Source organism: Polaribacter sp. KT 15, from assembly GCF_900143115.1.
Lineage (GTDB): Bacteria > Bacteroidota > Bacteroidia > Flavobacteriales > Flavobacteriaceae > Polaribacter > Polaribacter marinaquae.
The window spans coordinates 768811-790107 of the sequence record NZ_LT670850.1; the positions used below are offsets into that span (position 1 = coordinate 768811).

The following is a 21297-nucleotide window of genomic DNA, read 5'->3' on the forward strand; positions in this document are numbered from 1 at the left end:
TGCATAAAACATAAAAGCACTAAGTAAAAACTTAGTGCTTTTTTTTACATTATTTTTAAAGTATATATCTATAGAATCTAATACATAATCAAGAAAATTTAATTTGATTAAATTTGTACTTTTATAAAAAAAACATGAAAACTAAATTTATTATTTTTTTAGCTGCTTTTTTATTACTTGTTTCTTGTGGTAGCGGTAAAACTTTCCAAAGTTTTTTTAATAATCACAAAAAAGATATTGGCGTAACTGCATTTCAGGTTCCTAATTTTATGCGTGCATTGTTAACTAATATTTCTCCTGAAATTAACAACTTATTTGGCAACGTAAAAGACTTTAAATTTATCACTTTTAACAATATCTCGAAGCAAAAGCAAAACTTGTTAATTAATAAAATGAACTTAGTAACAGACAACAACTTTACCGATATGCTGCGAAGCAATCAGCCAGAAAAAACAAAAATAGTTTCTGTAAAAGAAGATGGCGATGTTGTTACTCAAGCAATCATTTTTAATTCTACATTAGCAAAAACATCTGTCTTTTACTTAAAAGGTCGTTTTGATCCTAATCAAATTAAAAAATTATCAGATGAAAATCAATTTGAGAATCTTTCAAATAAATTAATTCAGAATTATAAAATATCACCAAGCACAAAAAACACTCCTGGTTTTAATCCAAATTAAAAAATGAAAAAAATAATAGTTGTTTTTACTTTATTACTAATGGTATCTTGTAACTCTCAAGGTAAAAGACCATTGGCTGGCGTTACAGAATATCAACAAAAATTAAATGCAAATTATAAAGACGCTTCTATATCTCCTTTAAAAAAAAGAGACTTAAAAAAATTTAAAGGTTTAGATTTTTTTCCTGTAGATTCTACTTTTATTGTAACTGCAAAATTAATTAGAACAGCAAATGCGCCAACTTTTGAAATGGCAACAACTACAGACAGAAAACCATTGTATAAAGAATTTGGCAAATTAAATTTCAAATTAAAAGACAAAGATATTCAACTAACTATTTACCAAAGTCAAGACGATTTAAGAGACGAAAAATATAAAGATTATTTATTTCTTCCATTTACAGACAACACCTCTGCAGACCAATCTTATGGTGGCGGACGTTATATGGATGTAATGCTTACAGACATAAAAAAAGATGATACTATAGAATTAAATTTTAACAACACATACAACCCTTATTGCGCCTATAACGACAAGTATTCTTGCCCGTTAACCCCAAGAAAAAACCACATCGACTTAGAAGTAACTGCAGGAATTAAAGACTTTAAAAAATAATTTTAGAAGCTATTTCCTGCTTTCACTACTCGCTTTTTTCGTTCCTCAAAAGAGCTCAAACAAACCGTTCAATCAGGGCTAAACCTATTTGCTAGCAATTAAAAATTTAAAAAACTTACATTACTGATTAATAGAAATATCTGCTTCTAAATCTGCTGCAATAGCTTTCTCTAAATCAATTAAATCTTGTTTTCTAACCTTTAGTTTGGTTTCTGCATGTGCTTTTGCATTTAATTTAGAAGACATTTCTGCAGCTTTAATAGCTGTTGGTAACAAATGATCTTCTTCTACAACTACATCTAAAAACCCAGCATCTACAGCTTGTTTAGTATTATAAATTTCGGCATTATTTACACTTCTATTTAAATATACTTTAGACAAACGCGATTTTGCAATTGCAATACCTGCATTATGCATTGTCATACCAATTAAAACTTCATTTAAACCAATTTTAAAATCTCCTTTTACACCAATTCTGTAATCAGCAGATAATAATAAAAAAGCACCTTTAGCAATTGCATGACCAGAACAAGCTATAATTATAGGCTTAGCAAAAGATAACATTCTTAAAGACAATTTAGAGCCACTAGTAACTAATTCTTTGGCAGATTCAGGTGATTTTGTCATAACTTTTAAATCAAAACCTCCAGAAAAGATTCCTTTTTGCCCTGTTAAAACCACCACTTTATTTTCTTGCGTTGCTTTATCTAAACTTAAATTTAAACCATCAATAACAGCAGGAGAAATAGCATTGGCTTTACCATTATTAATTGTTATTAATGCATAATTTTCTTCAGATTTATAGGTAACAAATTCGTTCATTCTATTATTTTTAATTAGTTAAAACAAGGTACAATAAAATCTTAAAAAGAAAAGAATTTCTATTAGTATTTGATTGGTAAAAGTTTAAATCTTCTTAATATTAATTTGTTTATTTTTGCCCTTTCACATTTAAAAACTTAAGAAATAGTTAATTATTAAATGAACTCTAATAATACTTAGACTTAAGGTTTTGCAAAATTTCATGACAAAAATTAAACAATTCTTTTTCTCTTTTCAACAAAGTTTCTCTTTGCTTTTTCTATTTAAATGGATTTTTATCTGTTTACTTGTTGGCGCATTAACAGGAAGTGCATCTGCCATTTTTCTATGGACGTTAGACTGGGCAACAACTTATAGAGAAACAAATATCTGGATTGTTTGGTTACTACCAATTGCCGGTTTAATTATTGGTTTGTCATATCATTATTTTGGTAAAAGTGTTGTAAAAGGAAACAATATGTTATTAGAAGAATATCATTCTCCTAAAAAAGTAATTCCTTTAAAAATGGCACCTTTGGTTTTTTTAGGAACAATTTTAACGCATTTATTTGGTGGTTCTGCAGGTCGAGAAGGTACAGCAGTTCAAATTGGTGGTGCAATTGCAGATCAATTTACCAAACTATTTAGACTTTCTAATTTAGACAGAAAAATATTATTAATAGCAGGTATAAGTGCAGGTTTTTCTTCTGTGTTTGGCACACCATTGGCCGGTGCAATATTTGCTTTAGAAGTAATGGTTATTGGTAGAGTAAAATTTGATGCAATTCTACCTAGTTTTTTAGCAGCGGTTTTTGCCAACTATTTTTGCGATTTTTGGCAAATATCTCATCATACACATTATACAATTTCTACAATAGCAGAATTAACGCCAGTTACTATTTTATGGGCATTATTAGCAGGAATTATTTTTGGATTAACTAGTATGTTGTTTTCAAAATCTACACATTTCTGGGGAAAAACATTTAAAAAATTAATTAAATATCCGCCATTAAGACCAGTAATTGGTGGTGTAATTTTAGCAATTACTTGGTATTTTATTGGCACTACAAAATATATGGGACTTGGTGTGCCAACTATTGTTGATGCATTTGACATCAACCTAAATTCTTACGATTTTATCTTAAAGCTTTTATTTACCTCATTTACACTTGGTGCTGGATTTAAAGGCGGAGAAGTTACTCCGTTATTTTTTATCGGTGCAACTTTAGGTAATGTTTTAATATGGTTTATACCGTTACCAATGCCTTTATTAGCTGGTATGGGTTTTGTTGCTGTATTTGCTGGCGCAACCAACACACCTATTGCATGTACAATTATGGGAATTGAATTATTCGGAATTGAATCTGGCGTTTATATCGCTTTAGCATGTACTAGTGCATACTTATTTTCTGGACATTCTGGTATTTATTCTTCTCAAATTATAGGTAGTTCTAAACATCTGTTTCACAAAAAAGAAGAAGGATTAACGCTTACTGATGCAGACAATCTGCACAATAAGAATTAATCCTTTTTTTATATATTTTTGATTATTTACAATTCTAAATCATCAACATCTACCCAATTTTTTTTCTGAGTTACAGTTCCTTTGTCTAATATTATAACTCCTGGATTTGCTCTAATCATTGTTTTTAAAGTTGTTTCATCACAAAATAAAAATTCGAAAGGCAAATTATATTTTTCTTTAGCAAGATTTAAATCATCAGAAAAAGAAGCAGATACTCCATAAACCGTGTACCCTTTTTGTATTGCTTTGTTAGCAATATCTTTAATTGCCGGAAAACCTTTAACATCAGACTTGTCTAAATTGTAAACAATTACCAGCATTACTTTTTCTTTTTCTAATAAAACTGGCGCTAAATCTTGCTGCGTATCTTCTAACATAAAATCATGAACTGGTGGTATAGAACCATCCGCAGGATATTGCATTCCTTCTTGTAAATTTTTACCAACTGCATAAGCTCTAAAATCTATTATTGGCAAATGTGTTAAAACATGTTGTACAATAAATAAGAAAATACCTAAAGATAAAAAGGTAATTATTTTCGGAATTTTACCTTTAAAAATTGGGTTTATCAATTCAACTTTAATTAATAAAACTACAATTAGTGCAATTAGAATTACGTTTTTATAGAAAGTTTCCCAAGGCGTTAATTTTATTGCATCACCAAAACAACCACAATCTGTAACCTTATTGTAATAAGCAGAATACCAAGTTAAAAACAAGAAAATTACAGTTATAATTAACAAACTCCAAACTGTAGTTTTGGGTTTGTAACCAATTAAAATCATCACTCCTAAAAGTATTTCTGCTACAATTAAAATTATTGCAAAAGGCAATGCGTACGGAATTAAAAACTCCATATTTAAAACACTTTCAGAGAAATATTCTTGAAATTTATATTGAGAACCAATAGGATCTACCAATTTTACAAAGCCAGAAAAAATAAACAAGGCTCCTACTATAATTCTAAATAATTGTATTATTATTTTCATTTTGTTGGTTTTAATCACATTTTTAATAAGAACCTCTAATTCCCTAAGTGAATCATTGCAAAAACTGCATAATTAATCATGTCTTGGTAATTAGCGTCTATACCTTCCGATACAATCGTTTTACCTTTATTATCCTCAATTTGTTTTACACGTAATAATTTTTGTAAAATTAAATCGGTTAAACTAGAAACGCGCATATCTCTCCAAGCTTCACCATAATCATGATTTTTATTCATCATTAATTCTTTAGTAATTTTTGCATGTGCATCATATAAAACAGTTGCTTCATCAGTATTTAAATCCGGATTTTCTACAACACCTTTTTCTAACTGAATTAAAGCCATAATAGAGTAATTTATAATTCCAATAAATTCAGATTTCTCACCTTCGTCTACTTTTCTTACTTCATTTTCTTGTAATTGACGTATTCTAGTTGCTTTTATAAATATTTGATCTGTTAAAGATGGTAATCGTAAAATTCTCCATGCAGAACCATAATCGCTCATTTTTTTTATAAATAAACTTCTACATTCTTTAATTACAGCATCATATTGTTTAGATGTATCTTGCATTCTATTTTATTAAAAGTATTTGTTCAAAAATACTAAATACTATAAGCTTTTCTTTTATTTTTACAGAAGTTTTTTAAAACTGCATTCATAATTTAAAAATAAGTAAAATGACCATAAATTGTAAAGGAACCTTAATCGATCTTTCATCGCCTAAAGTTATGGGAATTTTAAACATTACACCCGATTCTTTTTTTGACGGCGGTAAATACAAAAACGAGTCTGATATACTTTCTCAAACAGAAAAAATGTTAAAAGATGGCGCAACCTTTATCGATGTTGGCGCTTACTCTTCTAGACCAGGTGCAAAGCATATTTCAGAAAAAGAAGAGTTACAAAGAATTGTTCCTGTAATTAATTTGTTGCTTAAAAATTTTCCTGAAATTATCATTTCTGTAGATACTTTTAGAAGTAAAGTCGCTAAAGAAACCATAAACGCTGGTGCAGCTATTGTAAACGATATTTCTGGCGGAAATATGGATACCAACATGTTCGAAACTGTTGCCAATCTTCAAGTACCTTATATTTTAATGCACATGTTAGGTACACCACAAAACATGCAGAAAAACCCTGTTTATAACAATGTTATTCAAGAAATTATTAGTTTTTTTGCTGCTCAAATACACAAATTACATCAGCTTAAACTTAATGATGTAATTATTGATGTTGGTTTTGGCTTTGGCAAAACTATCGATCATAATTTTGAAATTCTTAAAGATTTAAGTCTCTTTAAATCTTTAGACGCACCCATTTTAGCCGGAATTTCAAGAAAATCTATGTTATACAAAACACTAGACATTACTGCACAAGAAGCTTTAAACGCAACAACTTCTGCAAATACAATTGCGCTTTTAAATGGTGCAAATATTTTAAGAGTACACGATGTAAAAGAAGCAATCGAAGCAGTTAAAATTGTAAATAAGATTTCTTTTTAGAAGCTATTTCCTGCTTTCACTACTCGCTTTTTTCGTTCCTCAAAAGAGCTCAAACAAACCGTTCAATCAGGGCTAAACTTGTTTGCTAATTATTAGCATCGTATTTAAACTATTGCTATAATTAACTAATTATCAATACCATTAAAAATTCCTTCATATTAATAATAAATTTTATTTGGCATCCTTTTTGTTAAAATTATGTTAACACCAAAAGTATTTCTAGCCAAACTTTAAAATAAATCTCTAATACCTAAGAGATGTAAATTAATAACTTTTAAAACTAGAAATTATGAGTAGAAAAGAATCCCCAGAAATCAATGCAGGTTCTATGGCAGACATTGCATTTTTATTATTAATCTTTTTCTTAGTAACTACAACTATGAATGTGGATGCAGGAATATCAAGAAAAATTCCAGAAAAGCAAGAACTACCTGATAATGCACTTGTAAAAGAAAAAAATATTCTAGAAGTAAATCTAAACAAGAATAATGAACTATTTGTAGACGGCAAAACTATCAATTTTAACGAACTCAAACAAATTGCGATTAATTTTATAGACAATGGTGCTGGTTTAGACGCAAATAACTTACCATGTAATTGGTGCAACGGTAACCAAGATAAATCATCTTCAGACCATCCAAGCAAAGCATTAATTTCTATTAAAGCTGCTAAATCTACCAACTATAAAACGTATATTAAAACATTAGACATTCTAAATTCTTCTTATACCTTTTTAAGAAATAAGCTTTCGGTAAAAACCTATGGTGTTAATTATTTAAGTTTGTTAGAAGAATATAAAAAAGCTAATAGTAATGATAAAAACTTACAGTTGAAAATTAAATTTATTAGAGAAAAATATCCGCTATTACTCTCGGATGCAGAAATTAATAATTGATATTGTTCTCCAAATTATTTATTAGTACATTAGCCTAAAATCACTAATTTTTATGCTCGATTTTATAGAATTTTCTTTGTTAGATGTTTTAGATATTTTGCTAGTAGCAATATTACTTTATTACATTTATAAACTTTTAAAAGGAACTGTCGCCATAAATATTGTAATTGGTATTGCCTTAATTTTCTTAATCTGGAAAATTACACAAGCCTTAAAAATGGAAATGCTTAGCGGAATTTTAGGCTATTTACTTTCTGGTGGTGTAATTGCCTTAATTATTGTTTTTCAGCAAGAAATAAGAAAATTCTTATTAATGATTGGTACAACTAATTTTACCAACAAAAGAAACTTTTTAAAACAATTAAAATTTTTACAAACAGAAATTGGTTCGGATATTGATACCGAAACAATTATAGAAGCATGCCAAAAAATGTCTAAATCTAAAACGGGTGCTTTAATTGTTATTGAAAGAACAAATAGTTTAGATTTTTTAATTAATACTGGCGATACAATGAATGCGCTTTTAAATGACGCTTTATTACAAAGTATTTTTTATAAGAATAGTCCTTTACATGATGGTGCCTTAATTATTAGAGATAATTATATTGTAGCTACAAGAGTTGTTTTACCAATTTCTGATAGCACTAAGATTCCTGCAAGATTTGGCTTAAGACATAGAGCAGCAATTGGTGTATCTGAGAAAACAGATGCTGTTTGTCTTTTAGTTTCAGAAGAAACAGGAGAAATCTCTTATATAAAAGACGGTGGTTTTGAATTATACGCTAATTATACAGACTTAAACGAAAAGGTTAGAAAAGACCTAATGTAATACTTTATACAAATAAAAAAGGCTCTCTAAATAAGAGAGCCTTTTATTTTATAACTGTAACTATAATTAGTTAGCTGGTGCCATTTTAGACTGAATTTGAGCCATTACCTTAGCATACATTTCTTGCTCTTCTTTTGGTAATTTTGAAGCCATTTCTCTTCCTTCATCTAATAATTTTTTACCTTTTGCAGCAATTGCAGTAATCTTTGCAACATTACCATTTGCTGCTATATAATCTCTTGCATAAACAGTATATGCCTTTAAGTTTTCTACAATTTTATCATTAGAAAATGAAGGAATTGTAATACCAACTAAACCAGATTCCGTAGGTTTTTCTACAACAATGTCTGTTTCTACTTCTTTTTTAACAACTTCAGTTGTGTTTTCTATTACTTCAGTTTCTTTAATTTCTTTAACATCTTTAGTGTTAGATTTACAAGAAGTAAACATTAAAGCACCAATAAATACAATTGATAATACTTTTTTCATTTTTATATTGTTTAAGATTGAATACCAAATTTAACAATTAAAAAAGAAAAATATCAATTTATCCTAAGTATTTAAGAAGCAACATCTAAACTAAATTGCTTATCGTATAAATTCTTATAGTAACCCTCTTCTTTTTCTAATAATTCGATATGGGTTCCTTCTTCTACTATTAAACCTTTATCCATAACAATTATTTTATCAGCTTGTTTAATTGTTGCTAATCTATGAGCAATTACTATAGAAGTTCTATCTTTTGTAATTGTTTCTGTTGCAAACTGAATCATTTGTTCTGCATGTGCATCTACAGAAGATGTAGCTTCATCTAAAATTAAAATACTTGGTTTACTTACGTAAGCTCTTAAAAAAGCTATTAATTGTCTTTGACCAGAAGAAAGCATTGCTCCTCTTTCTTTTACATTGTAATTATAACCACCAGGTAACGTCATAATAAAATCATGAATACCAATTTGTTTTGCTGCTTTTTCTACTTCTTCTTTAGAAATAGTGTCATCCTTTAAGGTAATATTATTTAAAATAGAATCTGAAAATAAAAAGACATCTTGTAAAACTACTGCGACCTGATCTCTTAAACTTTGTAGTTTATAAGCATCAATAGAAATATCATCAATTTTAATTACACCGCTATCAATCTCATAAAAACGATTTAACAAATTAATAATGGTAGATTTTCCTGCACCAGTTGCACCAACAATTGCAATTGTTTGTCCGTTTTTAACTTTTAAATCGATACCCTTTAAGACTTCCTCACCAGCAACATAACTAAATTTTACATTTTCAAAATTAATAGTACCTTTTAAGTTTTTCGCTTCAATTGTTCCGTTTTTAGAAATTGTACTTTCTGTATCTATAATTTTAAAAACTCTTTCACCAGATACAATTCCCATTTGCAATTGATTAAATTTGTCTGCAATTTGTCTTAATGGTCTAAATAACATTTGTGCCATTTGTACAAAAGCCATCACTGTACCAGGGCCAGGAACTGCACCATCTATTACCTGCTTGCTTCCAAACCAAACAATTAAACCAATACCTATTGATGATAAAATTTCTGCTATCGGAAAAAAGATAGAAAAGTACCAAATTGTCTTTATATAAGCATCTTTATGTTTGTTGTTTATCTCTTTAAAGTTGTTGTATTCTATATTTTCTCTATTAAATAACTGTACAATTTTCATACCTGTTACTCTCTCTTGCACAAATCCGTTTAAATTAGAAACCTGATTTCTAACTTCTTGAAAAGTTGCTTTAATAGCTTTCTGAAAAACTTTTGTAGCATACACCAAAATCGGTAAAACTGCAATTGCTATAAATGCTAGTTTCCAATTTATTATAAACATTACAACAATTACAGCAAACATTTGTAAAACATCACTTACAATTGTAAAAACTCCGCTACTAAAAAATGCCGCAATGGTTTCTATATCAGACACCACTCTCGTTACAAGTTTACCAACAGAATTCTTATCAAAATAAGACATTCTAAATTGTAAAATATGTCTAAAAATCTTTGCTCGAATATCTCTAATTATATGCTGGCCAACCCAATTTGCGTAATAGATAAACGTAAATCGTAAAACAACTTCTATCATTAAAACACCCAACATTAATAAAATACTGTTTATTAAACCTTCGGTATCTTTATTTGTAATATAAACATCTACAGTTTTCTTTAAAATAATAGGTGTTAGTAAGGCAACACCTGCTAAAAGAATTGTAGAGGTAGACGCTATAATAAAATTACGTTTGTATCTTTTTGCAAAGCTCATTAGCCTTAAAAAGATATCCATATCAAAAGCATTTCCTGTTTTATTTGCCAAAATTTAATATTTTATTTTAGTTAAAAATAACCCTTTTGCAGGCACAGATAACCCTGCGTTTCCTCTATTTTTACTCTCTATAATTTCTCTAAAATTATCTACAGTAATTTTTCCTAAACCTACATCTACTAATGTACCAACTATTGCTCTAACCATATTTCTAAGAAACCTATTGGCAGAAATATGAAACACTAATAAATCCCCTTCTTGTTTCCAAACGGCTTCTGTAACATTACAATTAAAAGTATACACATCTGTTTTTACCTTAGAAAAAGTCTGAAAATCTTCATATTCTAATAACAAACTCGCGGCCTTATTCATTTTAGAAACATTTAACTGTTGCGAATGTATTTGCCACGAAAAATCTAATAAAAAAGGATTTCTACCCAACCAAATTTTATACTCGTAACTTCTACTTTCTGCATTAAATCTTGCATGATGCTCATCTTCTACTAAAAACACACGATAAATTGTAATATCGTTTGGTAAAATAGAATTCAATTTATGTACAATATCGCCTTTGATTTCTTTTTCTAAATCGAAATGTGCAAACATTTGTGAAGCATGTACGCCAGTATCTGTTCTTCCTGCACCTACAACTTCTATTTGCAATTGTAAAACAGTGCTAATGGCATGATTTATTTTTTCTTGTACAGACACAACATCTGGCTGTATTTGCCAACCATGATAATTCTTTCCGTTGTAAGCAAGTTCTATAAAATATCTCAAGAAAATAGTTTTTTGTAGACTGTAAAATTACGGAATTTATTTTGTTATTAGTATTTTTGATGACCGAAGAGAAGTTAAACTTTTCTTACTAATTTATATGAAGAAAATTCTACTTTTATCGGATACACATAGCTTTATAGATGCTCAAATTTTAAAGTTTGTAAAACAGGTAGATGAAGTTTGGCATGTTGGTGATATTGGCGACTTAAATGTGACCGATACTATAAAAAAACTAAAACCTTTAAGGGCTGTTTATGGCAATATTGATGATAAAGATGCAAGAGCAGAATTTCCTTTAGATAATAAATTTGAATTAGAAAATGTAACAGTTTGGATGACACATATTGGTGGTTATCCTAATAAATATTACAAAAGAATAAAAGACGAAATTCAATTAAATCCTCCAAAAATTTTTATTTCTGGACATTCTCATATTTTAAAAGTACAGTTTGATAAAAAATTAAATTTGCTTCATTTAAATCCTGGTGCTGCTGGCAAACATGGTTTTCATAAAATTAGAACAATGCTAAGATTTAGCCTAGATAGTGGAGAAATTAAAAACCTAGAAATAATAGAATTAGGTTCTAGAGGATAATTTAACTTTTATCTATAACCGGTAATTCAACAGAAATTGTAGTTCCTTCTCCTATTGTAGATTCGATTAAAAATTTTCCGTTCATCATTCGAATTCTAGCTTCTATTTGATTTAAACCTAAACCATCTTTATTTATTACCTTATTTTTATCGAAGCCAACTCCATCGTCTGTAATTTGAAAACATAGATTTTTGTCTTTCTCGTAAAGGGTAATCAAAGTATAACTCGCTTTACTATGCTTTAAAATATTATTTACAAATTCTTGAATAATATTATAAATTTTAATTTCAAAATCTTGATGATATCTTCGTAAACCCGAAATATCTGTATCAATTTGCAAAACAGAATTAGAGTATTTTGTAGCGATATCTTTAATAGCAAAGTTTAATCCAAATTTTAATAAAACCGATGAAACCAAAGTATGCGATAAATCTCTAATTTTTTGAGAAGCTTCTGCAATAATATTTTGTGTTTTGTCTATTTCTAAGGGAATATCTCCTTTAAACAATGGTTTTGTCGCCATTAAATGCAAGTTAGCAGATGAAAGTAAAGCACTTACACTATCATGTAATGTTTCTGCTATTTCTTTACGTTCTGTTTCTTTACCATCTATGGTTGCGTTTAATATTCTTGCTTGAGATTCAGATTTTAATTTTTCTATATTTTGATTCTGGATTAACTGCGTTTGAGATAATTTAAGCCTTAAGTTTTTCTGCTTTAGTTTATAGAGATTTAAAAAATACACTAAAGAAATCATTACAATAAAACTACCGATTCCAAAAAGCCAAAATGTTCTTTGATCTTTTAACCTTTTGTTTTCTTCTTCTTTTCTTCCTAACTCCTTCCCTTTACTATAATCATATTTATAGGCTAACTCATCTATCATACCTTCATATTCTTTATAGCGTAAACTATCCTTTATCTCATAAGAAATTAATTGAAACTCATATGCTTTATAATCTTTTAATTTAAACATAGAATAAGCTATGTTTTCATACATTGCCTCTTTAAATTGAGTGGCTAAGTTTGTATTTTCATTTTCAATTAAGTCCAAGGCTTTTTTATAATTTTCTTTAGCCTTAGCATATTCTTCTTTATAGATAAATATATTCGCTAAATTACTTAAGGCTGCTGCTTCGGACATTTTATCATTTTGTAAACGATGTATTTGTATTGCTTTTAGAGCAAAACCTTCTGCTAACTTAAATTCAGAATTACTACTATAAATTCCTGACAAATTACTATAAGCTCTAGCCTTAAACTTTTTTATACCTTCATTATTTAATGGAAATTCATTAATCAAAATATCATAATAATATTTAGCACTATCCACAAACCTTTCATTTCCTTTTTCCAAGCTAATATTCTGATAAACACTACCTAATTGAAGGTTAACTTTGCTGCGCATCAATTCATTACTAGAAATAATATCTTTTTTAGAATCTATTAAAGAAGAATTCTGTAAAGTTTTAAGGACATTTTTATAAAAAGAAATTGCCTTATCATATTTTCTGGATTTTGCAAAGGCCTCTGCCATTATTGCATTAACCTCTATATATACATTTATATCATTACCTTTTGAAAGGTCTATAATATCATAGCCTTGTTTAATAATCTCTACAAAATTTTCATCAGATTTAATTTTTTTAAACTTTTTAAACTTATTTTGAAGTATTGAATCACTTTTTATTACAGAAAAAGAAACAGCTGTATTAACTGTTTCTCTTTTTGTAGCAAAAGTATTTACCTCAATTAAAAGAAATAAACCTAAAAATAAATTTAAGAATTTAATATTCATATAAATATATTACATATTTACAATTACTCTTGGTATTTTTAATGTTTGCATTGACGCCAGTAAACTCTTCGATTGTAGGATATTAATATAATGATTTACAAAATCAATCCTTAAAACTTCCCCCTCTAATTTAGTGAAATTTCTAGAAAAAGTTGTTTCAGAAGACTTACCTTTTTCTAAGTGAATTTCATAGATATTTGCCTCTTGATTGTATACAAAATCTACAGTAGTTTGATTTTTTACCGTAAAATCTAAATCATAAGTTCCGTCTTCATTACTTGTAATGCTATATTCTGACAAAAATGTATCATCTAGATTTTTTTTAGCCATTTCAATATTATCATCAATAATACTAATATTAGACGTTTTATTAGATCTAGTATCTACAAAACCAATACTTAATTCTCGATCGTCTATTAATAATTCTTTAGATTGCTTTTTACTTGTATGGTTGTCAGATTCATAAAAATGAAATTCATTTTCATTTGTTTCTTCGTTTTTAAATGCTTGTGTTTTTACATTTTCATCAACATCTAAATCAATAGAATAAGCACCAGTAGCGTCTCTTTTTATCTTATAAGATTTAAGTGCATTTTCACTTTCTTCTACAGGTAAAATGCTCTCGTTCGAAGAACATGCTGATAATGTTAATACTGCTACAACAACTAATGATGCTAATTTTGTAATTTTCATAATAATGGAATTCTAGAGGTTTTTTTAAGTTAAGTTGGGAAATTTGGGGAAAGTTAATATTTTAAGGACAACAATGTACACAAATAAATTAGTGCTTATGTTTTTGGGGGAATGCAAGTTAAGTTTAAGTTTTAGGGGCGGTTTTAAACTTAATAAAGTTATAGGCTATACTAACTTATATTTAACTGCATACATTGCTAATCCTACTGAATTTTTGACATTTAATTTTTTTAATAATTTTTTTCTATATGACTCTACTGTGTGATGACTTATATGCATTTTATCTGCAATTTCACTAGTACTTAGTTCTTTTGTAACTAATTTTAACACACTTATTTCTCTTTCTGTTAATGACTCAAATAAAAAGTCTTCTGGCATATCTCCTTTTCTAGTTTTTTGACCAGAAAAAGACTTCAAAAGCTCTTCTTGTATATCATTACTAAAATATTGCTCGTCATTTGCTACTGCTTTAATTGCTTTTACAATATGCTCTCCTGCATTATTTTTAGAGATATAACCTCTTGCGCCTAGATTTAATACTTCTTGTACAATTTTAACATCATCGTAACTAGAAAGTACAATTACCTTTTGGTCTAATTTGTTTTCTTTAAAATATTTTAAAACATCAAAACCATCTAAAACAGGCATCGTAATATCTAATATTAAAACATCGGCATTATTCTCTTTTTTACTAAACCAATCTATTACTTCTTGACCAGTTAAAGAATAATCTCGAATTTCGATATCTTTATCTGTATTTATTACAGCGATGATTCCTTCTATTAAAATCTTATGATCATCTGCTACGTGAACGTATATTTTATCTTTCATTATTTATGCTACAAATTTAAATTAGAAATAGTTAGTAGACAATCCCTGAAAACAGTGAATTTTAACTATCCCTGAATTCAGGGATGCATGTCCCTGAATTCAGGGATTCACACAAGTTAAACAACTACAAAAGAGATGTTTAAAAAACTATAAAACTGGTTAGAAAGTTAACTTTTTAAAATTAAAAAAATGAATGATTTATTTAAAAAAACGTATTTTAATTTAGGTCATAAAAAAACCGAGAATAAATCTCGGTTTTTTTTCGCACTAAATATACTAAGATGTTAGTTTTATCGCAATCTATCTACAGATTTTACAAGATCTTCATCCTTCTTTATAGCTTTATTTGCCAAAACAACAAGCAAAATAGCTAAAACTGGTATAAACATCCCAATACCTTTCTCAGAAACAGAGGCTTCTCCAGGTAAAATTAGAGATACATAAATCAATAATCCTAATAAAATAAGGTTTATCAAAATTGTTACACGGCCAATTACAAATTGTAATTTTCTATTTTTAAATATAAAAATAGCTACAAAAGACAATATAGCCGATACTAGAAATAAAACAGGGATAACCTTTAAAAGAAAAGATTCACTATTTAATAAATCCATAGCGAAGATATCTTTTTTTATAGATTTCCACAAATTAAAAACAAAAATTAATACTCCAGAAATTATTGAAGCTAAAAATAAATATACACTTTGTATTCTTTGTATCATTTGTTATTTCTATTGCAACAAAAGTATACATTCTTTTTTAATAAAGAAAACCTAAAACTAAAAAAAAAAGCATATATTTGTTACATAGTAACCGCACAACAAGGCTAAAAAGTAGAACTATACTTTTAGCTCCATTCAAAAAAAAAACACACATCTTACAATACAAATTTAAGATCCAAAAAAATTTAACTTAACAATTTTAGAATGTTCGAAATCTCAGAACTAAAAGCAAAAACTCTTGCTGAATTACAAAATGTTGCCAAATCTATTGGTTTAACAAAAACTAGTCAGTTAAAAAAATTAGACCTAGTTTATCAAATTTTAGATACACAAGCAGCCAATCCTTCTAAAGCAAAAGCTGCCGTTTCACCTAAAAAGGAAAATGTAGAAAAAACAGAAAAACCTAAAAGAAAACGTGTAACTAAAAAAGCTGTTGCTTCTGAAAAAGTTAATACCGAAGAAAGCACGGCTAAAACGGAAGAAAAAAATACGGAATCAGTAACAAAAGAAAGAGCTAAACCAAATCCTAGACCTCAGAAAAAGCCAGTAGCTAAAAAGGAAGTTAAGGTAGAAGATACTGCTAAAGAAAATGTTGCTCCTAAGAAAAATGTTGTAAGCAAAAAGGAAGATAAAACAGAAACCAAAACTGTGAATCAACCAAATAAACCGCAGCATAATAGAAACAACAATCAACCAAACAATAAGCAAAAAAATAACAATAGAGATAAAAACTCTAATAGAAATAACGGTAATAAGTCGAACAATAGATATAGAGATCCTGATTTTGAATTCGACGGAATAATAGAAAGTGAAGGAGTGTTAGAAATGATGCCTGATGGTTATGGTTTCTTAAGATCTTCTGACTATAATTATTTATCGTCTCCTGATGATATTTATGTTTCTCAATCTCAAATTAAATTATTTGGTTTAAAAACTGGTGACACAGTAAGAGGAAATGTTAGACCACCAAAAGAGGGTGAAAAATATTTTCCTTTAATTAGAGTTTCTAAAATAAATGGATTAAATCCGAATATTGTTAGAGACCGTGTTTCTTTTGAACATTTAACGCCTTTATTTCCTCAAGAAAAATTCAATTTAGCAGAAAAAGGAAGCTCTTTATCTACAAGAATTATCGATTTATTTTCTCCGATAGGAAAAGGACAACGTGGTATGATTGTAGCACAACCTAAAACAGGTAAAACGATGCTTTTAAAGGATGTTGCCAATGCAATTGCAGCTAATCATCCAGAAGTATATCAAATTGTTTTACTGATTGATGAGCGTCCGGAAGAAGTTACAGACATGAAACGTAATGTTCGTGGTGAAGTTGTTGCTTCTACATTTGATGAACCAGCAGACAAACACGTTAAAGTTGCCAATATTGTTTTAGAAAAAGCTAAACGATTGGTAGAATGTGGACACGATGTTGTAATTCTTTTAGATTCTATTACTCGTTTAGCTAGAGCTTACAATACGGTTGCTCCTGCCTCTGGAAAAATACTTTCTGGTGGTATTGATGCAAATGCATTACACAAGCCAAAAAGATTCTTTGGTGCTGCTAGAAACATAGAAAATGGTGGTTCTTTAACTATTATCGCTACTGCTCTTACAGAAACAGGTTCTAAAATGGATGAAGTAATCTTCGAAGAGTTTAAAGGAACTGGTAACATGGAACTTCAATTAGATAGAAATATTTCTAATAGAAGAATTTATCCTGCAATCGACTTAATTAAATCTTCTACAAGAAGAGACGATTTATTATTAGATGCGCAAACTGTTCAAAGAATGTGGGTGTTAAGAAAATACTTAGCAGACATGAATCCTATTGAAGCAATGGAATTTATAAATGACAGAATTAAGTTCTCTAAAAATAATGAAGAATTCTTAATATCTATGAACGGATAAGAATTAAAACTTATAAATAAATTAAAACACCCTTCTTAACTTTTAGAAGGGTGTTTTTTTGTACTTAAAATTATTATTTAGTCAGCATAAAAAAACCGTTCAAAGCTAATTGAACGGTTTTTAATATTATCTAAGTATACTTTCTCTTAATTAGAAACATACATGTTAGCTCTATTATCTTCTATATCGCTAGCTTTTTTAATTGCTTCGTAAATCTTAAAAGTTAATCTCTTTCTAGATTCAGCAATCTTTTTTCTATTAGCTTCATAATTTGGTAAAGCCGTTGGTAATTCTCTTTTATTTAATTCAAAAGAAAATACACCTCTATTACCTTCTATACCTTTGTATAATTGGTTTTCTTTAGCACCATACATTGCACCAACTACCTTAGGCTCTACTCCTACACCAGAAAGTGAAGAGTTTTTAAGATCTACATTTGTAGCTGTTCTTACCGTTGTATTATTTGCTTTTGCAATTTCGCCTAAAGAACTTCCGTTTAATTTTTCTGAAATTAAAGCCGCTTTCTTTTTATTAGTTAAAATTGGTCTTACTCTGTTTATTGCTTTTTCAACTGGCATTAAACCTTTTTCTGTTTCTGCTGTTACTACTGCAACTACATAACTACCTTCTAAGTCAAAACGCTTAAAGCTACCAACTTCAGAATCTCCGCTAAATGCCCAAGAAACAATTTGTCTTTGGTTTCCTAAACCAGGAACATTTTCATCTAACACTTGTAAACCTACTGCAGATCTTAAGCTATAATTTTTATCTTTAGCTAAAGTAGCATAATCATCTGTCTTAGAAATTGCTAAAGCAAACTGTTCTGCTTCTTGAAAAACAGCATTTTCTGTAGCTTCTGATGGCACTATTTGTTTACCATATGTTGCTAATTTTAAAACTGTTTGGTTATTTTTTGTATCATCTACACTAACAACATGGTAACCGAAAGGAGTTTCTACTACACCTAAAGATCCTTTTTTGTTTGTAAAACTAAAATCTCTAAAAGCTGGTGTCATTCTATTGTAATTAAACCAATCTAAGTCTCCGCCTTTTTCTCCAGAAACTTTATCCGAAGAAAATTCTTTTGCTAAATCTGCAAACTTACTTTTTCTTCTTTTAACAGCAGTTAATAAACTATCTGCAAGTTTTTTCGCTTCTTCTTTAGTTCTTGTAACATCTTGTGGCGCTGCTTGAGAACCAACAAAAGGTATTAAAATATGACTAGCTTTTACAGAATCTGGCATTTTAGTAACTTCTGTAATTTTAGATATTTTGAAATATCCTTGATCTTTATAAGGGCCAAAAACATCACCTTCTTTACCTGCAAAAATATCTTTGGCTACTGTTTGATTAACTGACGCATTGAATTTATAACCTAAGTCTAAATTAATATCAGAATTATTTTCTTCAAAAAACTCTTTGTATTCAGTAGCATTTTTTAAACCTAATCTTTTATCGTTGTTTCTATCTAAAGAATCTTCAATTAAGCTTGCAACATTCTGCTTAATTACAGCTTCATCTTCTGGTGTAGCAAGAATATTGAACTTTACATAAGAAAGATCTCTAGCTGCTTCTACCTTAAACTGACTTTCATTATCTTTAATATAAGAAGCAATTTCAGATTTTTTAATTTTAACCAAACTATCAGAAATACTGCTGTAAGGTATGTACACAAACTTACCACTTAACTTTGTATTTTCGATTAAATATTCTGTTTCACCTTCTTTTAACGAAGCACCTAAACCAGCAGTAACTAACTTATTATAAGTATTTGTTTCTGCATTATTTTTAACTTGGTTCATATAACCAGACCAAGCTGCCCACATTTGCTCGTTGTTTGCTTTTGTATCTGCTAAGAATGTTTTAAACTTTCCTTCATCAAATAAACCAGCCTCGTTTAAAAACTGCGGATTATTTTGAACTGACGGAGAATTGATTACTTCGTTCCAAACATCTTGCTCTCCAACAGTAATACCAGCTTCGTCTAACTGATTTTTATATATTTTTTTTCTTACAATGTTATCCCAAACATTTTTTGCAGCTTGCATTTCAGAAACTCTACCACCTGTTTGTTGTTTGTATTGCTCTAATTCTTTTGCAAATTCTTGTGTAGAAATAGCTTCTCCGTTCACTTCTCCTACTTCATTTACTTTACTTGAATTAAAAAAATCTCCTAAAGTAGAAGGATCTAATACAAAAGCAAAAAGTGCTAAACCAATTATGATAATCAAGAACATTGAGCGTTCTCTAATTTTTGATAAAATTGCCATACGTTTTTATTTATTTTCAGTGGGCGAATATACGATTTGGGTTTTAATATTGCAACCCATTTTAAACTAAATAAATAGTAAATAGCAAGTAATGCGGTAAGTAGTAATAACTAATCTTCTGTATCGATAATTTTTAAGCAAACGTCGTCTATTTTTGCGCCACTTATATTTAAAATTCTTATTTCGAAACCTTCTATATCAACTACTTCATTCTCTTCTGGTATACTTTCTGTATGTTCGATAATAAAACCACCTAGCGTTTCGTACGCTTCAGACTTCGGAATGCTTAAATCGTATTCTTCATTTAAATAATCTACTTCTAATCTTGCAGAAAAATTAAATGTTGAATCGTTTATTTTTTCTTCTAGAAACACTTGAGAATCGTGTTCATCTTCAATTTCGCCAAACAATTCTTCGACGATATCTTCTACAGTAATCATTCCTGAAGTACCACCGTATTCATCTACAACTACTGCTATACTTTTTCTCTTTTTCATTAAGATATTTAAAATATCATTAATCATCATAGATTCTGGTACAATTTCTACAGGTAGTAAAATAGATTTTATAGTTCTTGGTTTTTTAAATAATTCAAAAGCATTTACATAACCAATCACATCATCCATAGATGTTTTATAAACCAGCACTTTAGACAAACCGGTCTCGATAAAAATCTTTTTTAATACTGATACTTTTTCGTGAATTTCTACAGCAATAATCTCGGTTCTAGGAACCATAACTTCTCTTGCCTTTACATTGTGAAACTCTAAAGCGTTTTGAAAAATTTGAATTTCAGAGTCTATTTCTTCGTCCGTACCAGTTTCTAGTTGTTCTGTAATATAATTTCCTAATTCTTCTTTACTAAATTCAACTTGCTGTTCATCTGCATCTGTTTTAAAAAATACTTTCAGAAAAAAATCTGAAATTAAGGTTATAAACTCAGAGAAGAAATGAAACAACACATAGAAAAAATAGGCAGGTAAAGCAAATATTTTAAGAACCTCATTTGCATAAATTCTAAAGATTGCTTTAGGTAGAAACTCTGCAGTTATTAAAATAATAATTGTAGAAATTATGGTTTGAATAAGTAAAATAGAAAAATCATTATAGCCATCTAGCGGCAGAATTCTTACTAAAAACCTACCCATATAGTAACTATAAATTACTAAGGATATATTATTACCAACCAACATTGTGGTAATAAATTTAGAAGATTTTTGAGTGATTTTGTTTAGAATTTGAGGAATAAAGCCTTCTCTTTTTTTCTCTAATTCTATGTGAAGTTTATTTGCAGAAACGAATGCAATTTCCATTCCCGAAAAAAATGCGGAAAGTATAATTGACAATAATATAATGATGAGTTCTACTTCCATTAAGAAATCTAAAACTATTTATTTTGATTGTTTCGTTTTTGCACTTTTTTTCTAAAATGTCTCTTAAAAAAGAATACTAAGGTAATCATTAATGCAAAACCTAAAAACAAATAAGATCTACTTCTTTCAGAGTTCCATCTTACAATACCTTCTACTAAGCAAATAAATGCAACCATTAAATATCCGTACTGAAAAAATTTCCAAAGCTTATTCATA

At 28.7% G+C, this 21297-nt stretch carries 21 protein-coding genes; 8 read left to right on the plus strand and 13 right to left on the minus strand.

Annotation, left to right across the window (positions count from 1 at the left end; all coding sequences use genetic code 11):
* Positions 1 to 134: 134 nt before the first annotated feature.
* Positions 135 to 680, plus strand: coding sequence for a DUF4252 domain-containing protein (locus tag B5464_RS03545; RefSeq protein WP_079737221.1), 546 nt, complete (start codon positions 135 to 137; stop codon positions 678 to 680).
* Between the two features lie 3 nt (positions 681 to 683).
* The gene (locus B5464_RS03550) at positions 684 to 1295 is read left to right on the plus strand and encodes a DUF1684 domain-containing protein (RefSeq protein WP_079737222.1); all 612 of its coding nucleotides are present in this window, start codon (positions 684 to 686) and stop codon (positions 1293 to 1295) included.
* Between the two features lie 120 nt (positions 1296 to 1415).
* Here the strand turns inward: B5464_RS03550 and B5464_RS03555 are convergent, their stop codons facing one another.
* Positions 1416 to 2117: a crotonase/enoyl-CoA hydratase family protein gene (locus tag B5464_RS03555; RefSeq protein WP_079737223.1), complete on the minus strand. Its 702-nt coding sequence runs from the start codon at positions 2115 to 2117 to the stop codon at positions 1416 to 1418.
* A gap of 202 nt (positions 2118 to 2319) precedes the next feature.
* Between B5464_RS03555 and B5464_RS03560 the strand changes: the two genes are divergently transcribed.
* Positions 2320 to 3621: a voltage-gated chloride channel family protein gene (locus tag B5464_RS03560; protein ID WP_079737224.1), complete on the plus strand. Its 1302-nt coding sequence runs from the start codon at positions 2320 to 2322 to the stop codon at positions 3619 to 3621.
* Positions 3622 to 3647: 26 nt separating this feature from the next.
* Here the strand turns inward: B5464_RS03560 and B5464_RS03565 are convergent, their stop codons facing one another.
* Both B5464_RS03565 and B5464_RS03570 read right to left on the minus strand, forming a co-directional pair.
* Positions 3648 to 4610, minus strand: a complete 963-nt coding sequence (locus B5464_RS03565; RefSeq protein ID WP_079737225.1) for a BT_3928 family protein — start codon at positions 4608 to 4610, stop codon at positions 3648 to 3650.
* A gap of 35 nt (positions 4611 to 4645) precedes the next feature.
* A complete protein-coding gene (locus B5464_RS03570) occupies positions 4646 to 5182 on the minus strand; it encodes a DUF1599 domain-containing protein (RefSeq protein WP_079737226.1) in 537 nt (178 codons plus the stop codon).
* 107 nt (positions 5183 to 5289) lie between these two features.
* Here B5464_RS03570 and folP point away from each other — a divergent pair, with 107 nt between their 5' ends.
* The 3 genes from folP to cdaA all read left to right on the plus strand — a co-directional run bounded on the left by folP (position 5290) and on the right by cdaA (position 7838).
* The gene (gene folP, locus B5464_RS03575; protein WP_079737227.1) at positions 5290 to 6114 is read left to right on the plus strand and encodes a dihydropteroate synthase; all 825 of its coding nucleotides are present in this window, start codon (positions 5290 to 5292) and stop codon (positions 6112 to 6114) included.
* A gap of 289 nt (positions 6115 to 6403) precedes the next feature.
* Positions 6404 to 7009: a biopolymer transporter ExbD gene (locus tag B5464_RS03580; protein WP_079737228.1), complete on the plus strand. Its 606-nt coding sequence runs from the start codon at positions 6404 to 6406 to the stop codon at positions 7007 to 7009.
* A 52-nt stretch (positions 7010 to 7061) separates the two neighbouring features.
* A complete protein-coding gene (cdaA, locus tag B5464_RS03585; RefSeq protein ID WP_077810037.1) occupies positions 7062 to 7838 on the plus strand; it encodes a diadenylate cyclase CdaA in 777 nt (258 codons plus the stop codon).
* Positions 7839 to 7904: 66 nt separating this feature from the next.
* Here the strand turns inward: cdaA and B5464_RS03590 are convergent, their stop codons facing one another.
* The 3 genes from B5464_RS03590 to truA form a co-directional block, all read right to left on the minus strand.
* Positions 7905 to 8327, minus strand: a complete 423-nt coding sequence (locus tag B5464_RS03590) for a hypothetical protein (RefSeq protein WP_079737229.1) — start codon at positions 8325 to 8327, stop codon at positions 7905 to 7907.
* A gap of 71 nt (positions 8328 to 8398) precedes the next feature.
* Entirely contained in the window at positions 8399 to 10165 is a 1767-nt protein-coding gene (locus tag B5464_RS03595; protein WP_079737230.1) for an ABC transporter ATP-binding protein, read from the minus strand.
* A 3-nt stretch (positions 10166 to 10168) separates the two neighbouring features.
* Positions 10169 to 10894, minus strand: a complete 726-nt coding sequence (truA, locus tag B5464_RS03600; protein WP_079737231.1) for a tRNA pseudouridine(38-40) synthase TruA — start codon at positions 10892 to 10894, stop codon at positions 10169 to 10171.
* A 97-nt stretch (positions 10895 to 10991) separates the two neighbouring features.
* On the opposite strand from truA, the gene B5464_RS03605 reads away from it, so the two are divergent.
* Entirely contained in the window at positions 10992 to 11489 is a 498-nt protein-coding gene (locus B5464_RS03605) for a metallophosphoesterase (protein WP_079737232.1), read from the plus strand.
* 1 nt (position 11490) lies between these two features.
* Here B5464_RS03605 and B5464_RS03610 read toward each other — a convergent pair whose 3' ends face one another.
* The 4 genes from B5464_RS03610 to B5464_RS03625 form a co-directional block, all read right to left on the minus strand.
* Complete coding sequence (locus B5464_RS03610; protein ID WP_079737233.1) at positions 11491 to 13287, minus strand: tetratricopeptide repeat-containing sensor histidine kinase; 1797 nt, start codon at positions 13285 to 13287, stop codon at positions 11491 to 11493.
* 9 nt (positions 13288 to 13296) lie between these two features.
* Positions 13297 to 13980 (minus strand): hypothetical protein, encoded by a 684-nt coding sequence (locus B5464_RS03615; RefSeq protein WP_079737234.1) that lies wholly within the window; start codon positions 13978 to 13980, stop codon positions 13297 to 13299.
* A gap of 165 nt (positions 13981 to 14145) precedes the next feature.
* Positions 14146 to 14811 carry a response regulator transcription factor gene (locus tag B5464_RS03620; RefSeq protein WP_079737235.1) on the minus strand — a complete coding sequence of 222 codons (666 nt, stop codon included), beginning with the start codon at positions 14809 to 14811 and terminating at the stop codon, positions 14146 to 14148.
* Between the two features lie 290 nt (positions 14812 to 15101).
* On the minus strand, positions 15102 to 15533 hold the full coding sequence (locus B5464_RS03625) for a DUF4293 domain-containing protein (RefSeq protein ID WP_079737236.1): 432 nt from the start codon (positions 15531 to 15533) through the stop codon (positions 15102 to 15104).
* Positions 15534 to 15737: 204 nt separating this feature from the next.
* Here B5464_RS03625 and rho point away from each other — a divergent pair, with 204 nt between their 5' ends.
* Positions 15738 to 17438 (plus strand): transcription termination factor Rho, encoded by a 1701-nt coding sequence (gene rho, locus B5464_RS03630; protein ID WP_079737237.1) that lies wholly within the window; start codon positions 15738 to 15740, stop codon positions 17436 to 17438.
* Between the two features lie 146 nt (positions 17439 to 17584).
* Here rho and B5464_RS03635 read toward each other — a convergent pair whose 3' ends face one another.
* The 3 genes from B5464_RS03635 to B5464_RS03645 form a co-directional block, all read right to left on the minus strand.
* Entirely contained in the window at positions 17585 to 19708 is a 2124-nt protein-coding gene (locus B5464_RS03635; RefSeq protein ID WP_079737238.1) for a peptidylprolyl isomerase, read from the minus strand.
* 110 nt (positions 19709 to 19818) lie between these two features.
* Positions 19819 to 21081, minus strand: a complete 1263-nt coding sequence (locus B5464_RS03640) for a hemolysin family protein (RefSeq protein WP_079737239.1) — start codon at positions 21079 to 21081, stop codon at positions 19819 to 19821.
* Positions 21082 to 21095: 14 nt separating this feature from the next.
* Positions 21096 to 21296 (minus strand): hypothetical protein, encoded by a 201-nt coding sequence (locus tag B5464_RS03645; RefSeq protein WP_079737240.1) that lies wholly within the window; start codon positions 21294 to 21296, stop codon positions 21096 to 21098.
* Position 21297: the final 1 nt, after the last annotated feature.